At 60.7% G+C, this 16,133-nt stretch carries 17 protein-coding genes and 1 pseudogene; 5 read left to right on the top strand and 13 right to left on the bottom strand.

The features are described from left to right. Positions 1 to 30: 30 nt before the first annotated feature. Both pflA and pflB read right to left on the bottom strand, forming a co-directional pair. The gene (gene pflA, locus QQS53_RS03820) at positions 31 to 900 is read right to left on the bottom strand and encodes a pyruvate formate-lyase-activating protein (protein WP_472774604.1); all 870 of its coding nucleotides are present in this window, start codon (positions 898 to 900) and stop codon (positions 31 to 33) included. 6 nt (positions 901 to 906) lie between these two features. Then, positions 907 to 3,285, bottom strand: a pseudogene (gene pflB / locus QQS53_RS03815) (formate C-acetyltransferase). A gap of 403 nt (positions 3,286 to 3,688) precedes the next feature. Here pflB and QQS53_RS03810 point away from each other — a divergent pair. The 5 genes from QQS53_RS03810 (at position 3,689) to QQS53_RS03790 (ending at position 8,248) form a co-directional block, all read left to right on the top strand. Next, positions 3,689 to 5,617 carry a solute carrier family 23 protein gene (locus QQS53_RS03810; protein WP_472774603.1) on the top strand — a complete coding sequence of 643 codons (1,929 nt, stop codon included), beginning with the start codon at positions 3,689 to 3,691 and terminating at the stop codon, positions 5,615 to 5,617. A gap of 344 nt (positions 5,618 to 5,961) precedes the next feature. Beyond that, complete coding sequence (locus tag QQS53_RS03805; RefSeq protein ID WP_472774602.1) at positions 5,962 to 6,528, top strand: transposase; 567 nt, start codon at positions 5,962 to 5,964, stop codon at positions 6,526 to 6,528. 216 nt (positions 6,529 to 6,744) lie between these two features. Continuing rightward, positions 6,745 to 6,936, top strand: a complete 192-nt coding sequence (locus QQS53_RS03800; RefSeq protein ID WP_472774601.1) for a hypothetical protein — start codon at positions 6,745 to 6,747, stop codon at positions 6,934 to 6,936. Between the two features lie 120 nt (positions 6,937 to 7,056). After that, the gene (locus QQS53_RS03795; protein WP_472774600.1) at positions 7,057 to 7,686 is read left to right on the top strand and encodes a hypothetical protein; all 630 of its coding nucleotides are present in this window, start codon (positions 7,057 to 7,059) and stop codon (positions 7,684 to 7,686) included. Between the two features lie 118 nt (positions 7,687 to 7,804). Next, complete coding sequence (locus QQS53_RS03790) at positions 7,805 to 8,248, top strand: hypothetical protein (protein WP_472774599.1); 444 nt, start codon at positions 7,805 to 7,807, stop codon at positions 8,246 to 8,248. Positions 8,249 to 8,294: 46 nt separating this feature from the next. On the opposite strand, the gene QQS53_RS03785 is transcribed toward QQS53_RS03790, so the two are convergent. From QQS53_RS03785 to QQS53_RS03735, 11 genes are all read right to left on the bottom strand, one after another. Continuing rightward, a complete protein-coding gene (locus tag QQS53_RS03785; RefSeq protein WP_472772791.1) occupies positions 8,295 to 8,717 on the bottom strand; it encodes a hypothetical protein in 423 nt (140 codons plus the stop codon). Beyond that, positions 8,707 to 9,117 carry a hypothetical protein gene (locus QQS53_RS03780; protein WP_472774598.1) on the bottom strand — a complete coding sequence of 137 codons (411 nt, stop codon included), beginning with the start codon at positions 9,115 to 9,117 and terminating at the stop codon, positions 8,707 to 8,709. The genes QQS53_RS03785 and QQS53_RS03780 overlap by 11 nt, the downstream gene beginning before the upstream one ends. 2 nt (positions 9,118 to 9,119) lie before the next feature. Then, entirely contained in the window at positions 9,120 to 9,485 is a 366-nt protein-coding gene (locus QQS53_RS03775) for a hypothetical protein (protein WP_472774597.1), read from the bottom strand. Continuing rightward, complete coding sequence (locus QQS53_RS03770) at positions 9,485 to 10,057, bottom strand: NUMOD4 motif-containing HNH endonuclease (RefSeq protein ID WP_472774596.1); 573 nt, start codon at positions 10,055 to 10,057, stop codon at positions 9,485 to 9,487. Before QQS53_RS03770 ends, QQS53_RS03775 begins: the two co-directional genes overlap by 1 nt. A gap of 101 nt (positions 10,058 to 10,158) precedes the next feature. Beyond that, positions 10,159 to 10,956, bottom strand: coding sequence for a peptidoglycan recognition protein family protein (locus tag QQS53_RS03765; RefSeq protein ID WP_472774595.1), 798 nt, complete (start codon positions 10,954 to 10,956; stop codon positions 10,159 to 10,161). After that, a complete protein-coding gene (locus QQS53_RS03760) occupies positions 10,953 to 11,546 on the bottom strand; it encodes a carbohydrate-binding protein (RefSeq protein ID WP_472774594.1) in 594 nt (197 codons plus the stop codon). Before QQS53_RS03760 ends, QQS53_RS03765 begins: the two co-directional genes overlap by 4 nt. A gap of 378 nt (positions 11,547 to 11,924) precedes the next feature. Continuing rightward, the gene (locus QQS53_RS03755) at positions 11,925 to 12,203 is read right to left on the bottom strand and encodes a hypothetical protein (RefSeq protein WP_472774593.1); all 279 of its coding nucleotides are present in this window, start codon (positions 12,201 to 12,203) and stop codon (positions 11,925 to 11,927) included. Between the two features lie 54 nt (positions 12,204 to 12,257). Next, positions 12,258 to 13,061, bottom strand: coding sequence for a hypothetical protein (locus QQS53_RS03750; RefSeq protein ID WP_472774592.1), 804 nt, complete (start codon positions 13,059 to 13,061; stop codon positions 12,258 to 12,260). Between the two features lie 113 nt (positions 13,062 to 13,174). After that, positions 13,175 to 14,545 carry a hypothetical protein gene (locus tag QQS53_RS03745; RefSeq protein ID WP_472774591.1) on the bottom strand — a complete coding sequence of 457 codons (1,371 nt, stop codon included), beginning with the start codon at positions 14,543 to 14,545 and terminating at the stop codon, positions 13,175 to 13,177. Next, the gene (locus QQS53_RS03740) at positions 14,526 to 15,407 is read right to left on the bottom strand and encodes a hypothetical protein (RefSeq protein ID WP_472774590.1); all 882 of its coding nucleotides are present in this window, start codon (positions 15,405 to 15,407) and stop codon (positions 14,526 to 14,528) included. The genes QQS53_RS03745 and QQS53_RS03740 overlap by 20 nt, the downstream gene beginning before the upstream one ends. Next, positions 15,398 to 16,132, bottom strand: coding sequence for a hypothetical protein (locus QQS53_RS03735; RefSeq protein WP_472774589.1), 735 nt, complete (start codon positions 16,130 to 16,132; stop codon positions 15,398 to 15,400). The genes QQS53_RS03740 and QQS53_RS03735 overlap by 10 nt, the downstream gene beginning before the upstream one ends. Between the last annotated feature and the right edge of the window lies 1 nt (position 16,133).

The raw sequence follows: 16,133 nt of genomic DNA, 5'->3' as shown, positions 1-16,133 counted from the left end.
AGCGAGCGGGTGTTTGCGGGTTATAGGGAACTAGTAGACCGTGAAGCCTTTGGCTCGGAAGACGTCGCGGATAGCTTCGACATCCTCTGCAGCCGGGGGCTTAGTGTCTTCCAGTGTGTAGGGATAACCCAGCTCACGCCACTTGTCGGCGCCCATGTTATGGAACGGAAGGACCTCAACGCGTTCCACGTTGTTGGGCCACCGTGCCACGATGTTGGCGACGTTTTGGACGTTTTCCGGGCTATCCGTCAGGTCGGGGACGACCACAAAGCGGATCCACACCGGCTTGTTTGCTGCGGAGAGCCGGTCACCGAAATCGATGGTCGGCTGCAGCTGACGCCGCGTGACTTCTTTGTAAGTCTTCTCATCGCCTGCCTTGACATCCAGCAGAACCAGGTCGATGTTGTCCAGGTCCTCGTCGCGCACGCGCGCCCCGAGGAAACCGGAGGTATCGATGGTGGTGTGGATGCCGGCATCGTGCACTTCCTTGAGCACCCGGCGGGTGAACGCCGTCTGGAACAGCGCCTCCCCACCGGAGATGGTCAACCCGCCGCCGGAGGCGTCGAAGATGGGCTTGTAGCGCTTGACGCGCTTGACCACGTCTTCGACCTTCTCCAGGGAGCCGGTCTTCATCTCGAAGGTGTCAGGATTGTGGCAGTACTGGCAGCGGAGCGGGCAACCGGACATGAACATCGTCATGCGGGTACCCGGCCCGTCGACCGAGGTCACCAGTTCCCACGAGTGCACCAAGCCGACGTCGCCAGTGCGGCGGGCTTCCATGAGCTCGGGGCGGGTGATTTGGTCGAGTTCGTTGTCCCCACCCAGGCCCGCGGCGACGCCGCGAACCTTTTCGCCTTCTTCTGGTTGGAGGGTAACAACACCAGTAACGCCATCAGCCATGGTTTTTTACGAACCCTGGTGGAAGGTACGGGAGATGACGTCCAGCTGCTGTTCCTTGGTCAGCTTGACGAAGTTGACGGCGTAGCCGGAGACGCGAACGGTCAGGTTCGGGTACTTCTCCGGGTGCTCAACTGCGTCCTCCAGAGTGGACTTGTCCAGCACGTTGATGTTGGCGTGGTACAGGCCGGAGTCCATGTTGTGCTCTGCACGACGGGACTTCATTGCCTCGAGACGCTGATCGAAAGTCGGGGTTGCCATGATGATTTCTCCTTCTACGAGATTGGGTTTTGGGTGGTCTTACTTGTCCATGATGAAGCCGGCGTCCAGGACGCCCACCAGGTTGGTGATGCGCTCATCCGGGGTACGGCCCAGGCCAGACGGCGTGATGGTGTTGGTCAGCGAGATGCCGTCCAACGCATCCTTGTAGTCCAGCTTACCGACGGACAGCATGGATGCGACCATGCCGTGGCTGTCGGCGCCGTTCTCCGGGTTTGCGCCCGGCGCGAACGGGGTGCCGGCCTCGTGGCCTGACGGGAAGGCGCCAGTGGCCTTGCCGTAGACCACGTTCGAGGTGATGGTCAGCACCGACTGGGTCGGGATGGCGTTGCGGTACATCGGGATGGCCTTAATCTTTTCCATCACGGTGTGGACGATGGTTGCGGCGATGTCGTCGGCGCGGTCGTCGTCGTTGCCGTAGACCGGGAACTCGCCCTCGGTCTTGTAGTCCACAATCAGGCCGGACTCATCCCGGACCGGGGTGACCTTGGCGTACTTGATGGCGGACAGGGAGTCGGCGACAATCGACAGGCCGGCGATACCGCAGCCCATCGAGCGCACGATGTCAGAGTCGTGCAGGGCCATCTCGATGGCCTCGTAAGCGTACTTGTCGTGGCTGTAGTGGATGATGTTCAGGGCCTCGACGTAGGTGCCGACGACCCAATCGAGCATCTCCTCGTACTTCTGCCAGACCTCATCGAAGTCCAGCGGCTCGTCGCCCTGGATGGCCTCGTAGCCTTCCACGACCTGCTTGCCGCTGACCTCGTCGCGGCCACCGTTGATGGCGTACAGCAGGGCCTTGGCGGCGTTGACGCGGGCGCCGAAGAACTGCATCTGCTTGCCGACGCGCATCGGGGACACGCAGCACGCGATGGCGGCGTCGTCGCCCCACTGCTCACGAATCTGGCGGTCGGACTCGTACTGGATGGACGAGGTCTCAATCGAGATGTGGGCGCAGAACTTCTTGTAGCCTTCCGGCAACTTCGGGTCCCAGAAGATCGTGATGTTCGGCTCCGGGGACGGCCCCAGGTTGATGAGGGTCTGGAGCAGGCGGAAGGAGGTCTTGGTGACCAGCGGGCGACCGTCGTCGCCGAAGCCGGCGTCGGACCAGGTGGCCCAGTACGGGTCGCCGGAGAAGATCTGGTCGTAGTCCTCGGTGCGCAGGAAGCGGACGATGCGCAGCTTCATGACCAGCGCGTCGATGATTTCCTGAGCGTCTTCCTCGGTGATGGTGCCGTTGGCCAGGTCGCGCTCGAAGTAGCAGTCGAAGAACGCGGACAGGCGGCCGATGGACATGGCGGCGCCGTCCTGGGACTTGATGGAGCCCAGGTAGCCGAAGTAGGTCCACTGCACAGCTTCCTGCGCGGTGGTAGCCGGGCCGGAGATGTCGAAGCCGTACTGCTCGGCCATGACCTTCAGCTTCTTCAGAGCCTTGATCTGCTCGGAGTGCTCCTCGCGGAAGCGAGCCCAGTGCTCGGAGAAGCCGGCGTCGGCGACGGAGTCGCGGGAGGCCTGCTTTTCCTCGATGAGGTAGTCAACACCGTAGAGGGCCACGCGGCGGTAGTCGCCGATGATGCGGCCGCGGCCGTAGGCGTCCGGCAGGCCCGTAATGATGTGGGAGGAACGGGCAGCGCGGATGCGCGGGGTGTAGATGTCGAAGACGCCGTCGTTGTGGGTCTTGCGGTAGCGGGTGAAGATCTTCTCGACCTCCGGGTCCACTTCCTTGCCAGCTTCCTTGATGGCCTGCTTGACCATGCGCCAGCCACCGAACGGCATCATGGCGCGCTTCAGCGGGGTATCGGTCTGCAGGCCGACGATGACGTTGTCATCCTCGGAAATGTAGCCGGCCGGGAAGGCGTCGATGTCGGACGGGGTGTGGGTGTCGACGTCGAAGACGCGCTGCTGGCGCTCGACGGACAGGTAGTTGTCTTCCAGGTGCTGGAAGGTGCGCTTGGTCTTTTCGGTCGGGCCGGCCAGGAAGGACGAATCCCCTTCGTAGGGGGTGTAGTTGCGCTGGATGAAGTCGCGCACGTCGATGCCTTCAGTCCACGGACCGGTCTCAAACCCCTTCCAGGCATCAAACTTGAGGTCTTGGGTTGCGGTGGTCACTGTCGGTGACTCCCTTCTGTATCTATAAGTTCCCTTATACCTTGGGGCGCGCTCGCCATTCCCAATTCCCAATCCACCTTGTAACCTGTATATTTTCTCGGGTTTCGATGGTCTTGAGCTTCTCTAGCGGCAAGCCCCGTTGAGTCCCAGTGTAGGGGCTTGTTAGGTGGTTACTCCAACCCAGAAAGTGTGCAATGGCCCACAGGTCTGATGTCTGACTCTAGTGTGCTGCTCAGGCATTTTTAGTAAAACGTCCGTCCGGTTTAAGCTTCGGGCGCCGGCCGGAATTCTGGTCATAACCGGAACGTTTTGCTGCGGTTTTCCCGAAATCTGCGCCGCCCTTCTACGCTTGAGGGGTACGAATTAGACCCCTTTTTTGCTTCGCCCCACACTGGAGGACTTCGTGGCTGCCCAAACTAGCACCCAGCCCAAGCGCACACACCCCGTCGACCAAGTTCCGGCCCCCGGCAAACTCGCCGCACTCGGCCTGCAGCACGTTCTCGCCTTCTACGCCGGGGCGGTCATCGTCCCGCTGCTGATCGCGGGCTCGCTCAACCTGGATACCGCCACCACCATCCACCTCATCAACGCGGATCTACTCACCTGCGGTATCGCGACCATCATCCAGTCGGTCGGCATCGGCAAGCACGTGGGCGTGCGGCTGCCCATCGTCCAGGGCGTGACCACCACCGCCGTCGCGCCGATCATCGCCATCGGCCTGGGCGCGACCGACGGGCAGGGCGGTGTGGCCTCCCTGCCGGTCATCTACGGCTCCATCATCGTCGCGGGCCTGTTCACCTTCTTCATGGCGCCGCTGTTCGGCCGCTTCCTCCGCTACTTCCCGCCGGTGGTCACCGGCACCGTCCTGCTAGTGATGGGTACGTCCCTGCTGGCCGTCTCCGCCAACGACTTCACCAACTACGCCGAGGGCGCACCAGCGGCCCGCGACCTCTGGTACGGCTTCGGCACTCTGGCCGTCATCGTCCTAGTCCAGCGCTTCTTCCGCGGCTTCCTGGGCACCCTGTCGGTGCTACTGGGCCTGGTGCTGGGCACGGGCGTGGCCCTCCTGTCCGGCGACGCGAGCTTCGCGGAAGTCGGCGAGGCCGATGCCTTCGGCATCACGACGCCGTTCTACTTCGGCATGCCGCAGTTCGACCTAGTCGCCATCTTCTCCCTGCTGATCGTCATGGTAATCACCATGGTGGAGACCACCGGCGATGTCTTCGCCACCGGCGAGATCGTCAAAAAGCGCATCCGCCGTGCCGACGTCCAGGCCGCACTGCGCGCCGACGGCGTGTCCACCGTCATCGGCGGCGTGATGAACTCCTTCCCCTACACCTGCTTCGCCCAGAACGTCGGCCTGGTCCGCCTGACCGGCGTGAAGTCCCGCTGGGTGGCCGTGGCCGCCGCCGGATTCATGATCGTGCTGGGCCTGCTGCCCAAGGCCGGCGCCATCGTCGCGGCGATCCCGGCGCCGGTGCTGGGTGGGGCATCGCTAGCGCTGTTCGCCAACGTCGCCTGGGTGGGCCTGCAGACCATCGCCAAGGCCGACATCAACGACGGACGCAACGCCGTCATCGTGACCACCGCCCTGGGCCTGGCCATGCTCGTGACCTTCAAGCCGGACATCGCGGCGGTCTTCCCGGAGTGGTCGCAGACCTTCGTCTCCTCGGGCATGTCGATCGGCGCCATCACCGCCATCGGGCTGAACCTGCTGTTCTTCCACACGGGCCGCTCCCGCGGCGGGGACGTCGCCCGCACCGGCGGCACGGGCGTTTCCCTGGACGAGCTCAACGCCATGGACCGCGACGACTTCGTGGCGACCCTGCGCCCGCTGTTCAACAACGAGACCTGGCCGCTGGAGACCACCTGGGAGTCCCGCCCCTTCGACAACGTCGGGCAGCTGCGCGAGGCCATCCAGGTCGCCGTGCTTACCGCCGACGTCGAGCGCCGCGAACAGCTCATCCACGACTACCCCGCCATGGACGAGCTCCTGCTGGCCGACGACGAGGGCGCCGCGGCGATCTCCGCCGACCGCGGCTCCCTGGGCCTCGGCGAGCTCGACGACGTCCAGACCGAGCAGATCACCCAGCTGGCCGCCGCCTACCGCGAGCGCTTCGGCATGCCGTTCGTGGCCTACCTGGACACCAACGACACCTTCGAGCGCGTCCTCGACGCCGGCGTGCGCCGCCTGGCCAACTCCGAGCCCCAAGAGCACCGCGTGGCGCTGAGCGAAATCGTCGAAATCGCCGGCGACCGCTTCGACATCCTGCTGGCCGACGCCAACCCCATCCGCTCCGCGTGGGACCGGAAATTCACCGAGGTGGAGTAGGAAGACACAAAAATGCCGAGGTCTTTGCTGCGATGACCTCGGCATTTTTCCTTTAGCCTGGTGCGCCCGGTGAGACTTGAACTCTTTTACGCCTTTTGTCGCCTCCCCACTATTACCTGTGTTTTTGCTGGTTGTAGTGGTTTTCTCTGGTTTTCACGTTAGGTATCTTTTGGGCGCTTTTGGCCGCTTTTTAGGCCTTTTGTCGTGGAATTGTCGTGGGATTTGGCGTGCTTCCTACGCGCCGAGCGTGCCGCCGCCACAGTATAGACCGCTAGACATGTCTAGCGTGTATACACTAGGATATGGACAGAAAGGCACAACGGATCTATGAGAGGTAAAGAACAATGATTAATTTCAAGTATGGCACTATCAACGCCTGGAACGCCCGGAAGGCCGAGCAGGTGCTGGCCAAGCGTGGCGGCGGCCCGATGGGCGCACATAAGCAGCTGGCGCGGTGGGCTAGCGCCTGGACGGGAGACAGCGGCGTGAAGGGCGTGCTGGTCTCCCCAGACGGCGCGGTGCTGGGTGAGACCGGGCAGGCCGGGGGAACCTGGGTAGTCACCGAGGAGACGAAGAAGAAATACGGCCTGGGCGCGACGGTACTGGACATGGTGCAGGGCGACCTGGTGCAGGCGCTTGGATTTGAGCCCATCCACATCAAGGCCTACGAAATTACTACGCCGTCTCAGGAGGAACCTCCGCTGGTGCGTGAGGTGCGCGAGGAGCGGGAGCGCCTGGCAGATCTCCAATTTAAGCTGGAACTTGACCAGCGAATGCTGCACGAGCAGGTCGCCCGCCTAGCCCACTCGAAACAGGTTCCGGTCGCGCAGCTGGCCCGCGCGATGGGGGTTACCCGGCAGACGATCTACTCCTGGATGGATGAATTTCCAATCCTGGGCGAGTACGATTAGGGCTAGACATCCAGTCCTCCCCGCCGCGGTGGGGATGAGCCTTTGTTGTGTTCTACGGATGTCGCTTCCCCGCTCCGGCGGGGATTTTTCTTTGTGGCGAACACCACATAAATAGCGGTGTCTACCGACTAGACAACTGCTACAGGGTTCGCTAAGGTAATAGGGACAGGCAAGGGAAAGAGGTTCCCGGCCACGACACAAGGGAGATTGATTCCAATGCGATACGAAACCCGCACCGAAGCCATCCAGCGCGAGATCATCGAAGTTCTGGGCGAGTACGCCGACCAGCACGACATTGACACCATCGCCGACCAGGTCATCACCACCGACGGGGAAGGCATCGCCAAGCGCTTCATCATCCGCCAGGACGTTGACTTCTGGGAGAATGTCGCAGCTCACGCACTATAACCCCCGGCCCCCCACTGGCTTCCTACTCAATTTAACACTGTGGGAAGTTAATTGGGGGGTACACAAACCACACAAAATACATAAACCACACAGCCACACACAAGACTGGAGACCACCATCATGACCATCATCATTTCCGCAGAAAAGGCCGGCTACACCAACGAGGTGATTGGCGAGTCGCTGGAGGAGCTGCGCAAGCTGCTTATCGACGAGGCCCTAGACAGCGGCAAAATCATGGACGACTGGCTAGACCAGGTTCAGGCGGTGCACCCGCTGGACGAGTCCGGACTGGACGAGGACGAGCAGCCCTCCACCCCGCGCCCCCTGACCGAGGATCTGTTGGACGCCCTAGCCTGCAAAGTCTGGGACGTGCCCGCCGTCATGTGGGACGAGGGCGGGGAAGAACCAATTTCGCGTGGCGATTTGCAGGCCACGCAGCACCTCCTGGGGCTGGACACCAATGCTATGGCCCGCACGCTAGGGGTAGCCCGGCGCACCTACGCACGGTGGGTGGCAGGCACCGCCCCTATCCCCCTGGCTATCAGTGGCGGTGTTCAAGACTTGCTAGAACGCCTCCTTGATGACGCGGACACACTCGCCGACATGGAGGAGCGCGGCGTCATCCTGCTCTACCCCTCCGATTCGGAGGAGCAGCAGCTGGACGGCCGGGCCCTCGACTGGGAGCAGGCGGCCTGCCGACTCGCCATGGCCATGCACGGGGTCACCCTCCACCTAGGGGACGAGGAGTGACGAACACCATACAAATATAGATGTCTACCAGCTAGACAACTAGCGGGGGATCGACTACTATTAGTAGTACAGGCAAGGGAAAAGTTCCCGGCCACAAAGGTCAGAAAGGACCCACACCATGAAAAACGAAATCTACAGCACCACAGACTACTACATCATCCAGGAAACCCGCCCCCGCAAAGAACGCGGCAAAACCTGGGGACCCGGCCTCTACGCATTCCACAACAGCAGCATCACCCCCAAAAATCTCCGCCCCTACGCCGACGAAGCCGAAGCCATCGCCGCCTGCGACGAGCTCCAAGCAAAATGGGATGTAGAACGGGCAGCCATCCGCGCAGAAATCGCCGCCGAAGAAAAAGCCGAAGAAGAACGCCGTCAACTCATCGCAGAAAAAGGCCCACTCGCCACCCCGCGCCAGGTCTCCTACATCATGGCACTTATTGACCAGGGCGCACGCCTCGAAGGCGGCTTCTACTACGGCCCCACCACCCGCGAGGAAGTAGAAAAAATGTCCAAAAAAGAAGCCTCCCTGTACATCACCTCCCTGAAGGGCGACTACTAAAAAAGGGCATGAAAAAAGACCCCCACCACGAGGGCGGGGGTCAACGTTACTCCGTGTCTGGGTAGGTACTTATTTTCCACTCCGGGTAGGTCATCATCGGTGGGGGCGGCAGGGTGATGTTCTTCTCCACTGCCCAGAACTGCAGCTTGCGCCAGTACGCTGCGACATAAAGCTGGTATTCATGGTGGATTTTGTCTTTCTCCCGCAGCTCACCAACCTCGTTATCGAGGCGTTGAATCGTCTTCTCTAACCGGTCGAGGCGGCGGGCATCGCTAGCCTCGTCGGCGGCGATGGCGTCCTGCTTATGCTTATTGAGCGCCTTGCTGGCCGCACCAATGATGCCGCCGTAGTTTTCTGCCGCCTTGGAGAATAGTCCGCTCACGAAGGCGAGGATGATAGCGACGGAAAGAAAAAAGCCCAGCGGGCTCTTAGAACCGGATAAGAACGTAAGTATTTCGTCAATCTGCACTATGCTCCTTCCGGTTCTCGGTGACCGCCATGCGGACACTGAGCGACCATGCGATGACCCCCCAGATAAACGCGGCGGACAAATAAAGGGTGAGATAGCGCCAGTCATCCACCGTGTCGTTTAGGTAAACGTCATCAACGACCATAAGGGCGAAAGCGACGTAGATCGCCGCTGATAGCGTTGCTCCTCCCCTCGTAATTCGGTCCCTCCCAATGACGAGACCAGTAGCGGTAATCGCGGCGGCGAGGATACAGGCTAGGCCCCATGCGAAGGGCGGGCCGATGCTATCAATCTCGAATATGCCGATCCCTGAGCGAGTGTCACCGAATAGGTAGTCCAAGCCCCGTGACGTCATTTGGAGCGCTAGCGCGGCGATGATGAGTCGAAGGGTGCGGGTCATGACTACTCCCCTGCGGTGGTGGGGCCGTTGTAGACCGGTAGGGTGGCGGGGGTTTCTGCTGATTCGCGGCGTTCCGCTTGGCCTGCTAGGCGTGAGGCCATGGACGGGGTGACACCGTCAACAGTGAGGCGGTTGACTAGGGTGGTGACGAAGAAACCGATACCGCCCACAAGGATGATTGTCCATTCCGGCGCGTCCGCCAGGTAGACCGGAATAACACCAGCCACCCACGCAACAGCCTGCAAAATAAGCATGATGGTTCCCTTATATCGCCGCCACCACGGCTGTTCTTGAAGTTCCACCGCGACAGCGTCTGCCACGTGCTCCGACACGGTCGTGAAAACCGGGTTCTTGTAGTGCTTACCCATTATCGTACCTCCATAATCTTCTTGTAATACATTGCATAGACCTCCGTACACTCACCCTTTAAGTGATGGCGTTTGATATATTCCTGTGCGTATTTGCACGTCTTACACTTCCGATATCCCGGCTTTTGCCCACTACGCAGATTGGGTTCAGCGAGAATATGGCCCCGTGGGCAGTGGGTTTTTCTAGTTTCTGGATGGGTTCTGTGCCTTACCGAATCCAACCGGTTTTCGCTCACTGTTCCGTAACGCAAATTACACAAGCGATTATCAGATGGGTCTCCGTTGTTATGGCATACCTCTTTCTCTTCAGGGCATGGCCCTACGAAAGCCAGCATCACAAGCCTGTGAATATACTCCCAGCGCTTATTGCTGAATCCGTCATAAAGCGGAACATTAAAATGAGAGCCATTGCTGTGGGGCTTCAATACCTTTCCGGCATAGTGTTTTCTTCCACCACGTCGGTCAACGGTCACTCTTTCCACACTGCGAACATTCCCGAGATCCGATACCTCGTATCGCCCCTCATACCCCGGGATTGGTAGCCAATTTTCGTTACAGGTAGGCTGAGACACAGCCCTCACACTCCTTGTCAGTGTCGTGGGTTAGGCCCGTATCGGTGTTGGTAGCACCTATGCGGGCCGCTCTTATTCACCATTATAGCAGGTCAATATGGTTATTTAGAGAGATCGTCTAACTTCCTTTCTATTTCTACGAGCTGGCGACGGATGGCCGCAAGTGCATCAACCGGGGTTAAATTCTGCCCCTTGTCATTAACACCTAATTGTTTCCATCCCTTACCCCCTGGCCCCCTTAATTGCGTCCAAATTTCTTGAATTGCGTCAAATTGCGGAGTGAAAAACCCCGTGATGTAGTCAGTGAAATACTTAGTGGTCAGCACATTCTGCTCCTTCGGTTTCGGATGCTGCTCCGGTGTGGTTTTCTTCGCCCCACCGGTGGGGTTGTCGTACCACCACTGGGCACGCCGCATGTAGGTGGCGTGGTCCTCGCCTCCGACGTCCAGCTGATGAGGGCAGGAGGTGGAGGTGAACTGCGAGTGGGGAAAAACGTTCTTCCCCCAGGTGGGCCGGCCCAGTTTGTAGGCGTGGCAGAGAGCGGCGACCAGGTGCGCGCCCTCCTCAATCGTCTTGTCGGAGATTTGCCAGCGCGGCGGGCCGGAAATATTCGCGTGCTCGATACCAATCGAGCGGGCGTTAATATCAGCATTTGCCGCGTGCCAGGCGGTGTCCCAGTCGTTGACGAGCTGGCCGATCGTCCCGTCCGCCTCCACCTGGTAGTGGGCGGAGGCTTCTCGGCTGTTGTTCCACAGGTCACGCACCTGCTCAGATGACCATCGATTAGCGGCATTATGGTGGATGATGATCCGGTCAATCGGCCGGGCGCGCCCCTTCGTGAAACGATGCCCGCCAACCAGCGCGTACTTATCAGGTTCTAGCGTCTCCCAGTTCTTCATGCTTTGACCTCCTGGAATAGTGAGTGTGCGGCGCCTGGGGCCCATCCTGCTTGCGAGGTGTGTCCTTGGATTACGCGGTATCGGCGGCCTTCGTGGAGGATTTCTTCGCCGGCGAGGTAGGCAACGCCAGGCCGCCAGGTGGGCGGGGTGGCCTCCGCGTCCTCGGTGGTGTCATCGCTGCCCTCGGCGGGGGTGTCGTCGGTCGGGGTGATGTCCTCCCAAATTCGCCCGTCGAAAGCTAATGTGCCTGGAGTCCAGTGATTCAGCCCCCGGTGTGTGGAGCGAACGATCCGCCCCTGGTAACGCACGATATCGCCTTCGCGGTACATAGCAGAATGATCGGTGCCTGGGTTAGCCCATTCTGGCACGTCGCTGACGTCCTCGGGCAGCGCCTCCGCGTCAGTCAGCGCATCAGGCATCGGGAGCTTGCCTTCGTCCTGCAACACCTTGACTACCTCAGCCTGTGCCTGCTCGATGGCTGGCTGTGCTGCACGCCGGTCTTTCTCTTCCGTGACCACCCACGCGAGGAGTTGCTGAAACTGGGCGTCGTCGAACTGCCGGATTTTGTCTTGTAGGTCTTCTACGGTCATAGTGTTTTCTCCTAGTTGATTGGGGTGAAGCGCAAAATTATCGGCTTATCGTGATTCTCCCCGGGTATTTGCACGAACACGTCGCTCCTGGCCGCGGCTGTTAACTCCACCGCATGAGAGGCGGTCCCGCCCGTGGCGGTCGCAACTCTGGTACCCTGCACCCACAGTTCAGCGGCAAATTCATGTGAGTTAACCATCTCTACCAGCCACTTTCCGCCCGGTGGGCTCACCCGGGACCAATTCACCCCCCTCCACGGGTCACCCTCAGGAACCCAGTTGATCGGGTTACGATTCGACTTAGGGGAGGTGGAGGCCCACAGCGTGCGGGGGCTGGATTTAATGAGTTTCAGCGCCACCGCGCACCACCGCCTACGCTGGTTAGACGGTGTAGGTGGCTATCCCCCAGCCCTTGCCCGAATACCCCTGCGGGGTGATGACGCCGTTGTAGGTGATGCTGACGCGGGGTGTGTACGAGCTGGTGGTGGATTGGGCGGACACCGGCGCGTACGTCTGCGACGTGGGGGCGTACTGAGCGGGGAATGACTGCTGACTGTCCAGCCCCTCGATGCGTAGCTCCACCACATTGCCGGTCTTCCTGACCGACCAGCCAGTACCGCTCGCGGTCTCCGTGACGGGGGCGATCTTTCTTAGCGTCATTGTTTAGCACCCGCCTTGTGGGGGGGCAATGAGGTTCAGAGTGTTAATCATTGTTTACACCACCTGGTAGATATTTCCGGTTTGAGCGACCTGGATAAAGTCACCCTTTTGGCATGAGACTTCTTTCACCGTGGCTTGGTCCTCGGTCTCCACCATCCACACCATGCCCACCGTGCGGGCCTTCTCCGCCGCGATGGCTATGTCCAACTGGGCCTTCGACACCTCGCCAGGTTCTCCCTTGGGGCCGGTGAGGGACGGGGAGGTTTTTCCATTGACGGTGAGCTTATCCCCATCCCACGACGTTGACTCCGCGATACGCCCAGCACGGTCAGCATCAACCTTAGCGCTCGCGGCACTACCCGCCGCCTGTGACGCCGACTCAGCAGCAGACGACGCCGACTCAGCCGACCGGTTGGCATCCCGTTGCGCCGCCGACCTGGAGTCCAGCGCTTCCCTGGAATACATTGCCGCGTTATCCACCGCCGTGGTCGCGGCCTGCGCAGACTCCTCAGCCCGCGCCGCCGACGACGACGCACCACTAGCTGACTTGTCCGCTGCTGTAGCTGACGTGGCCGCATCCTGCGCCTGCTGGCGGGCCTGCGCCACCGACGCCACAACCTCAGCGCGGATAGCGTCAGCCTGCGACGGCGAATAATCGGCCCACGACTCGTCGCCTAGGCGCACCGCCTCAGCAATCGTGGTCATCCCCTCCTGGACCAACAGGGGCACGTGCTCCTGCGGGCCGGTAGCGTGCACAACGACGAGGTAGGCAGGCCCAGGCTCCACATTCACACTGAATTCCCCGCCCGTCACCTCCACCCGCCGGGTCTCCGGCACCACCACACGCGTACCAGCCACACGCCCACGCGGGGCACGCACCCACACCTCACTAGCCGTCGACGGCTCAGCCGTCACATCAATAAGTGTCCCCTGCAAAACGGGCATAATGACCTCCTAAAAATAAACACCCATCACCCACGTGAAAGCTGGCGCACAGACAGTTCGGTTAGTTCTTTGCCACCCGACGCATCGAATAGGCCGCCGCTTGTGGCCTCGTCGGTGTACAGGGTCGCGTACAGGTAACAGCCGGATTCCTCCGCGTTGAGGGTCGTTTGCAGCTGCATTGTGTCGTAGTAGCCGTAGTTTTTGGTGCGGGTTTTCGCTTCCGCTATTTTTCTTCCGCCCGGCGCGTACGCGTAAACCGTCAGCGTGAAACTGCCACTGACAATCGCGTTCGACGGTGGTGCAGTCACGCGGACGTAGACCTGCCAGTCGCCCGCTTCAGAAAGTTTGATGTACGGGTCGCCAGTATCCGTGAAGTACGCCACCCTGCACCCAGAAACCGAACTAGACCGCTGCGCGTCAAACCACATGTGCTCCTCTTCACGACGGCCCAGATTGTAGCTCTTCGAGATGTACCAGCTGCCGTGATTGTTCAGGTGCAGGAGGCTGACGGCCTTACCTAAAGCGTCCAGGGCTTTCCTATCCGCCTCCTGCGCCTCCGTCTGAACCGCATTGACCTTCTCCTGCTGCGACCACAACCTCGTATTCAAATCCAGGTAAGCAGGCAGCACACCCGGCTGGGGCTCCTCCCCTTGTTCCTTCAGCTGTTTGTTTAGTGCTCCCAGCTGCTCCACAAGCGTCTTCCCCGACGCGCCGGGACCCCCTAGCGTATCCCGCAGATCCTGCACACCCTCCGCAGCCCCATCAGCCGTAGACTGAGCACGCGACGCAGCCCGAGACACCACCCCAACGTCCTTCAACCGCTCACGCCGCTCCTGCGCAATCGACCGCTCCAAAGCCTCATTGGACTTTTTACGCTCCACATCGTCAGCGACCAGATCTCCACCAACATGAACAGACCAATCCACAACGGCACCGGCCTCAGACACAGCCTCAATCGACATGACCGGCTGCTCCATCACCCGGCCCCAAATCTGAACCGGCACCAAGTCACCCACATCAAAATCGCGGTAAGGCACCAAAGGGCCTAACCCCCCGCGGGTGATTTCACGTTCAAAAAACGCGTCCCCAGTCGTCCTGCGCTCCGCAGCGTCAAGGACTGCTTCCACATCGGACCACCCCGACATGGGTAACGGTTGCCCATTGTCCCCATAGTCGGCGGCGGTTATCGACACGTCCGAGCGCACAAACCTCCGTCCCATCCGCCCTACGGTTCCGGGCATACGATACACGAAACCATGCTCACGATCCTTCGGCAGCGTAGGCCGCTGGTCTTCCGGCACGCTGTCCGGCCACTCCACCTGCCACCGGCCCCACACATAAGCAGCAAGAGACCGCAGGACAGTAAGCTCCCCACCATCAGCGATTAGCGGCTGCATAATCCACCTTTACTATCTGAATTGGAACGTCCCACGAGTGCTCGGCGTAATCCTTCCGGTCATCGGTACGCACCATCACCGGCATGTCGCCCGGCAACCACAAATCAACGTCGATGTTCACCCCAGCGTCTTTTGCCGGGTCGGCGACCGTATCCCAAATCGGTGAGTCATCAGTACGAATCAACACCTCCGGCGATGGGTCGGCGCCTACCTTGTTGAACTCAACTACAGCGTGCGGTACCTCCCACCCCATCAGGCGGTTCACCGCGTCAAACGAATCCTGAATGACTGTACGGATCGCAGTCACTGCGGGGCCTTTCACGGTGTAGCCGTCCACGGCGGTCCCGAACTCCACACGGGCAAGGCCGCGCGGTTTGCTGTACTCGACACCGGAAGCGTCGGTAGTCCACGACTCCACCTTGGCTTTCACCCACTCCAACGGCACCGAAGGGCACGGCCACCACGCCAGCGAATCCACAAGGTCAACCCCATGAACCGTCAACGTTGACGGGGCCGCCCCGCCCTCCGCCACCGCGTGAGTGACCGTGTAGACCAGGCGTTCACCCTCGCGCACGACACACACCATACGAGTAGGGCCAGCAGCAGGCACAAGACGCTTCTCCGCGTCGAGCACACCTAGCCCGCCGGCCACCAACTCATCCACCAGGCGGACAGCACTGTCATTAGCTACGCTAGCAACAACCTCCACAGAAGAGGGGGCAAGGCGTGTCTCGGGGGCTTTAATACTCACCACCGCCGGGAAATCCAGAATCGGGTAGCCTTCCTCGTTCAACAGGCCTACCCACTGCCCTTCATCGTCCACAACAGCTTGAATATGCTTACGCCACAAGCTTAAATCCACGGGTCAAACACCTCCACCGACCACTCCAAGCGTGCCCCGCCCGGCAGGGTGAAGGTGCGTGACTCGTCGACAGGCACCTGCTCACACACCGCATCAACCTGCCCAGTTACCTCACGGTCAAACACGCCATCCGGCCCGTACACCTGGCCCGCGCGACGCCGATCCATATACAAGGTGTGCCAATCGTCCACCGGCGGGAGGGTAAAACCCGCCCCAGAAGGCAACGTAACCCCACCACCGCCCCCCCTCCAGACGAAACGCGGCCATACCGGAGTCTCACCGAAATTCGTCACAGTGACGTTACCAACGCCATCCATCGGCACCAGCCAAGCACCCTCATGACGGACCAGATTCACCTCAATCCGGGCCCCAACTTTCGGCACACTCCCCGGAGACGGCAACGACTGCGCCAAGCACACCGGCAGGTGATGCTCTGAACCATGCCTAATAATCAAAGTGCCATGCCGCCGCGTGGAAAACGCCCGACGTACCCGCTCCCACGCCTCACGTGACTTCACCACTAGGGTAAAAGACCCCTCAGTAGGCAGCACCTTCCTGTCACGAAAGTCCACCACCTCACCCGGCATCCCCACCGTGGCCACACCAGTGTCCTCAAACTGGCCAACAAACCCAGACAGCGTGTCGTACTCGATAAACACGTCCGACTCGGACCCATCACCAATACGGAATCCCCCATCAAAAGACAGGTACTCAATGTCGTACATG

This window comes from Corynebacterium sp. 2571A (genome assembly GCF_055700935.1).
Note: the sequence above shows the minus strand (reverse complement) of the source record. Positions and strands in the feature narration are given on the sequence as shown.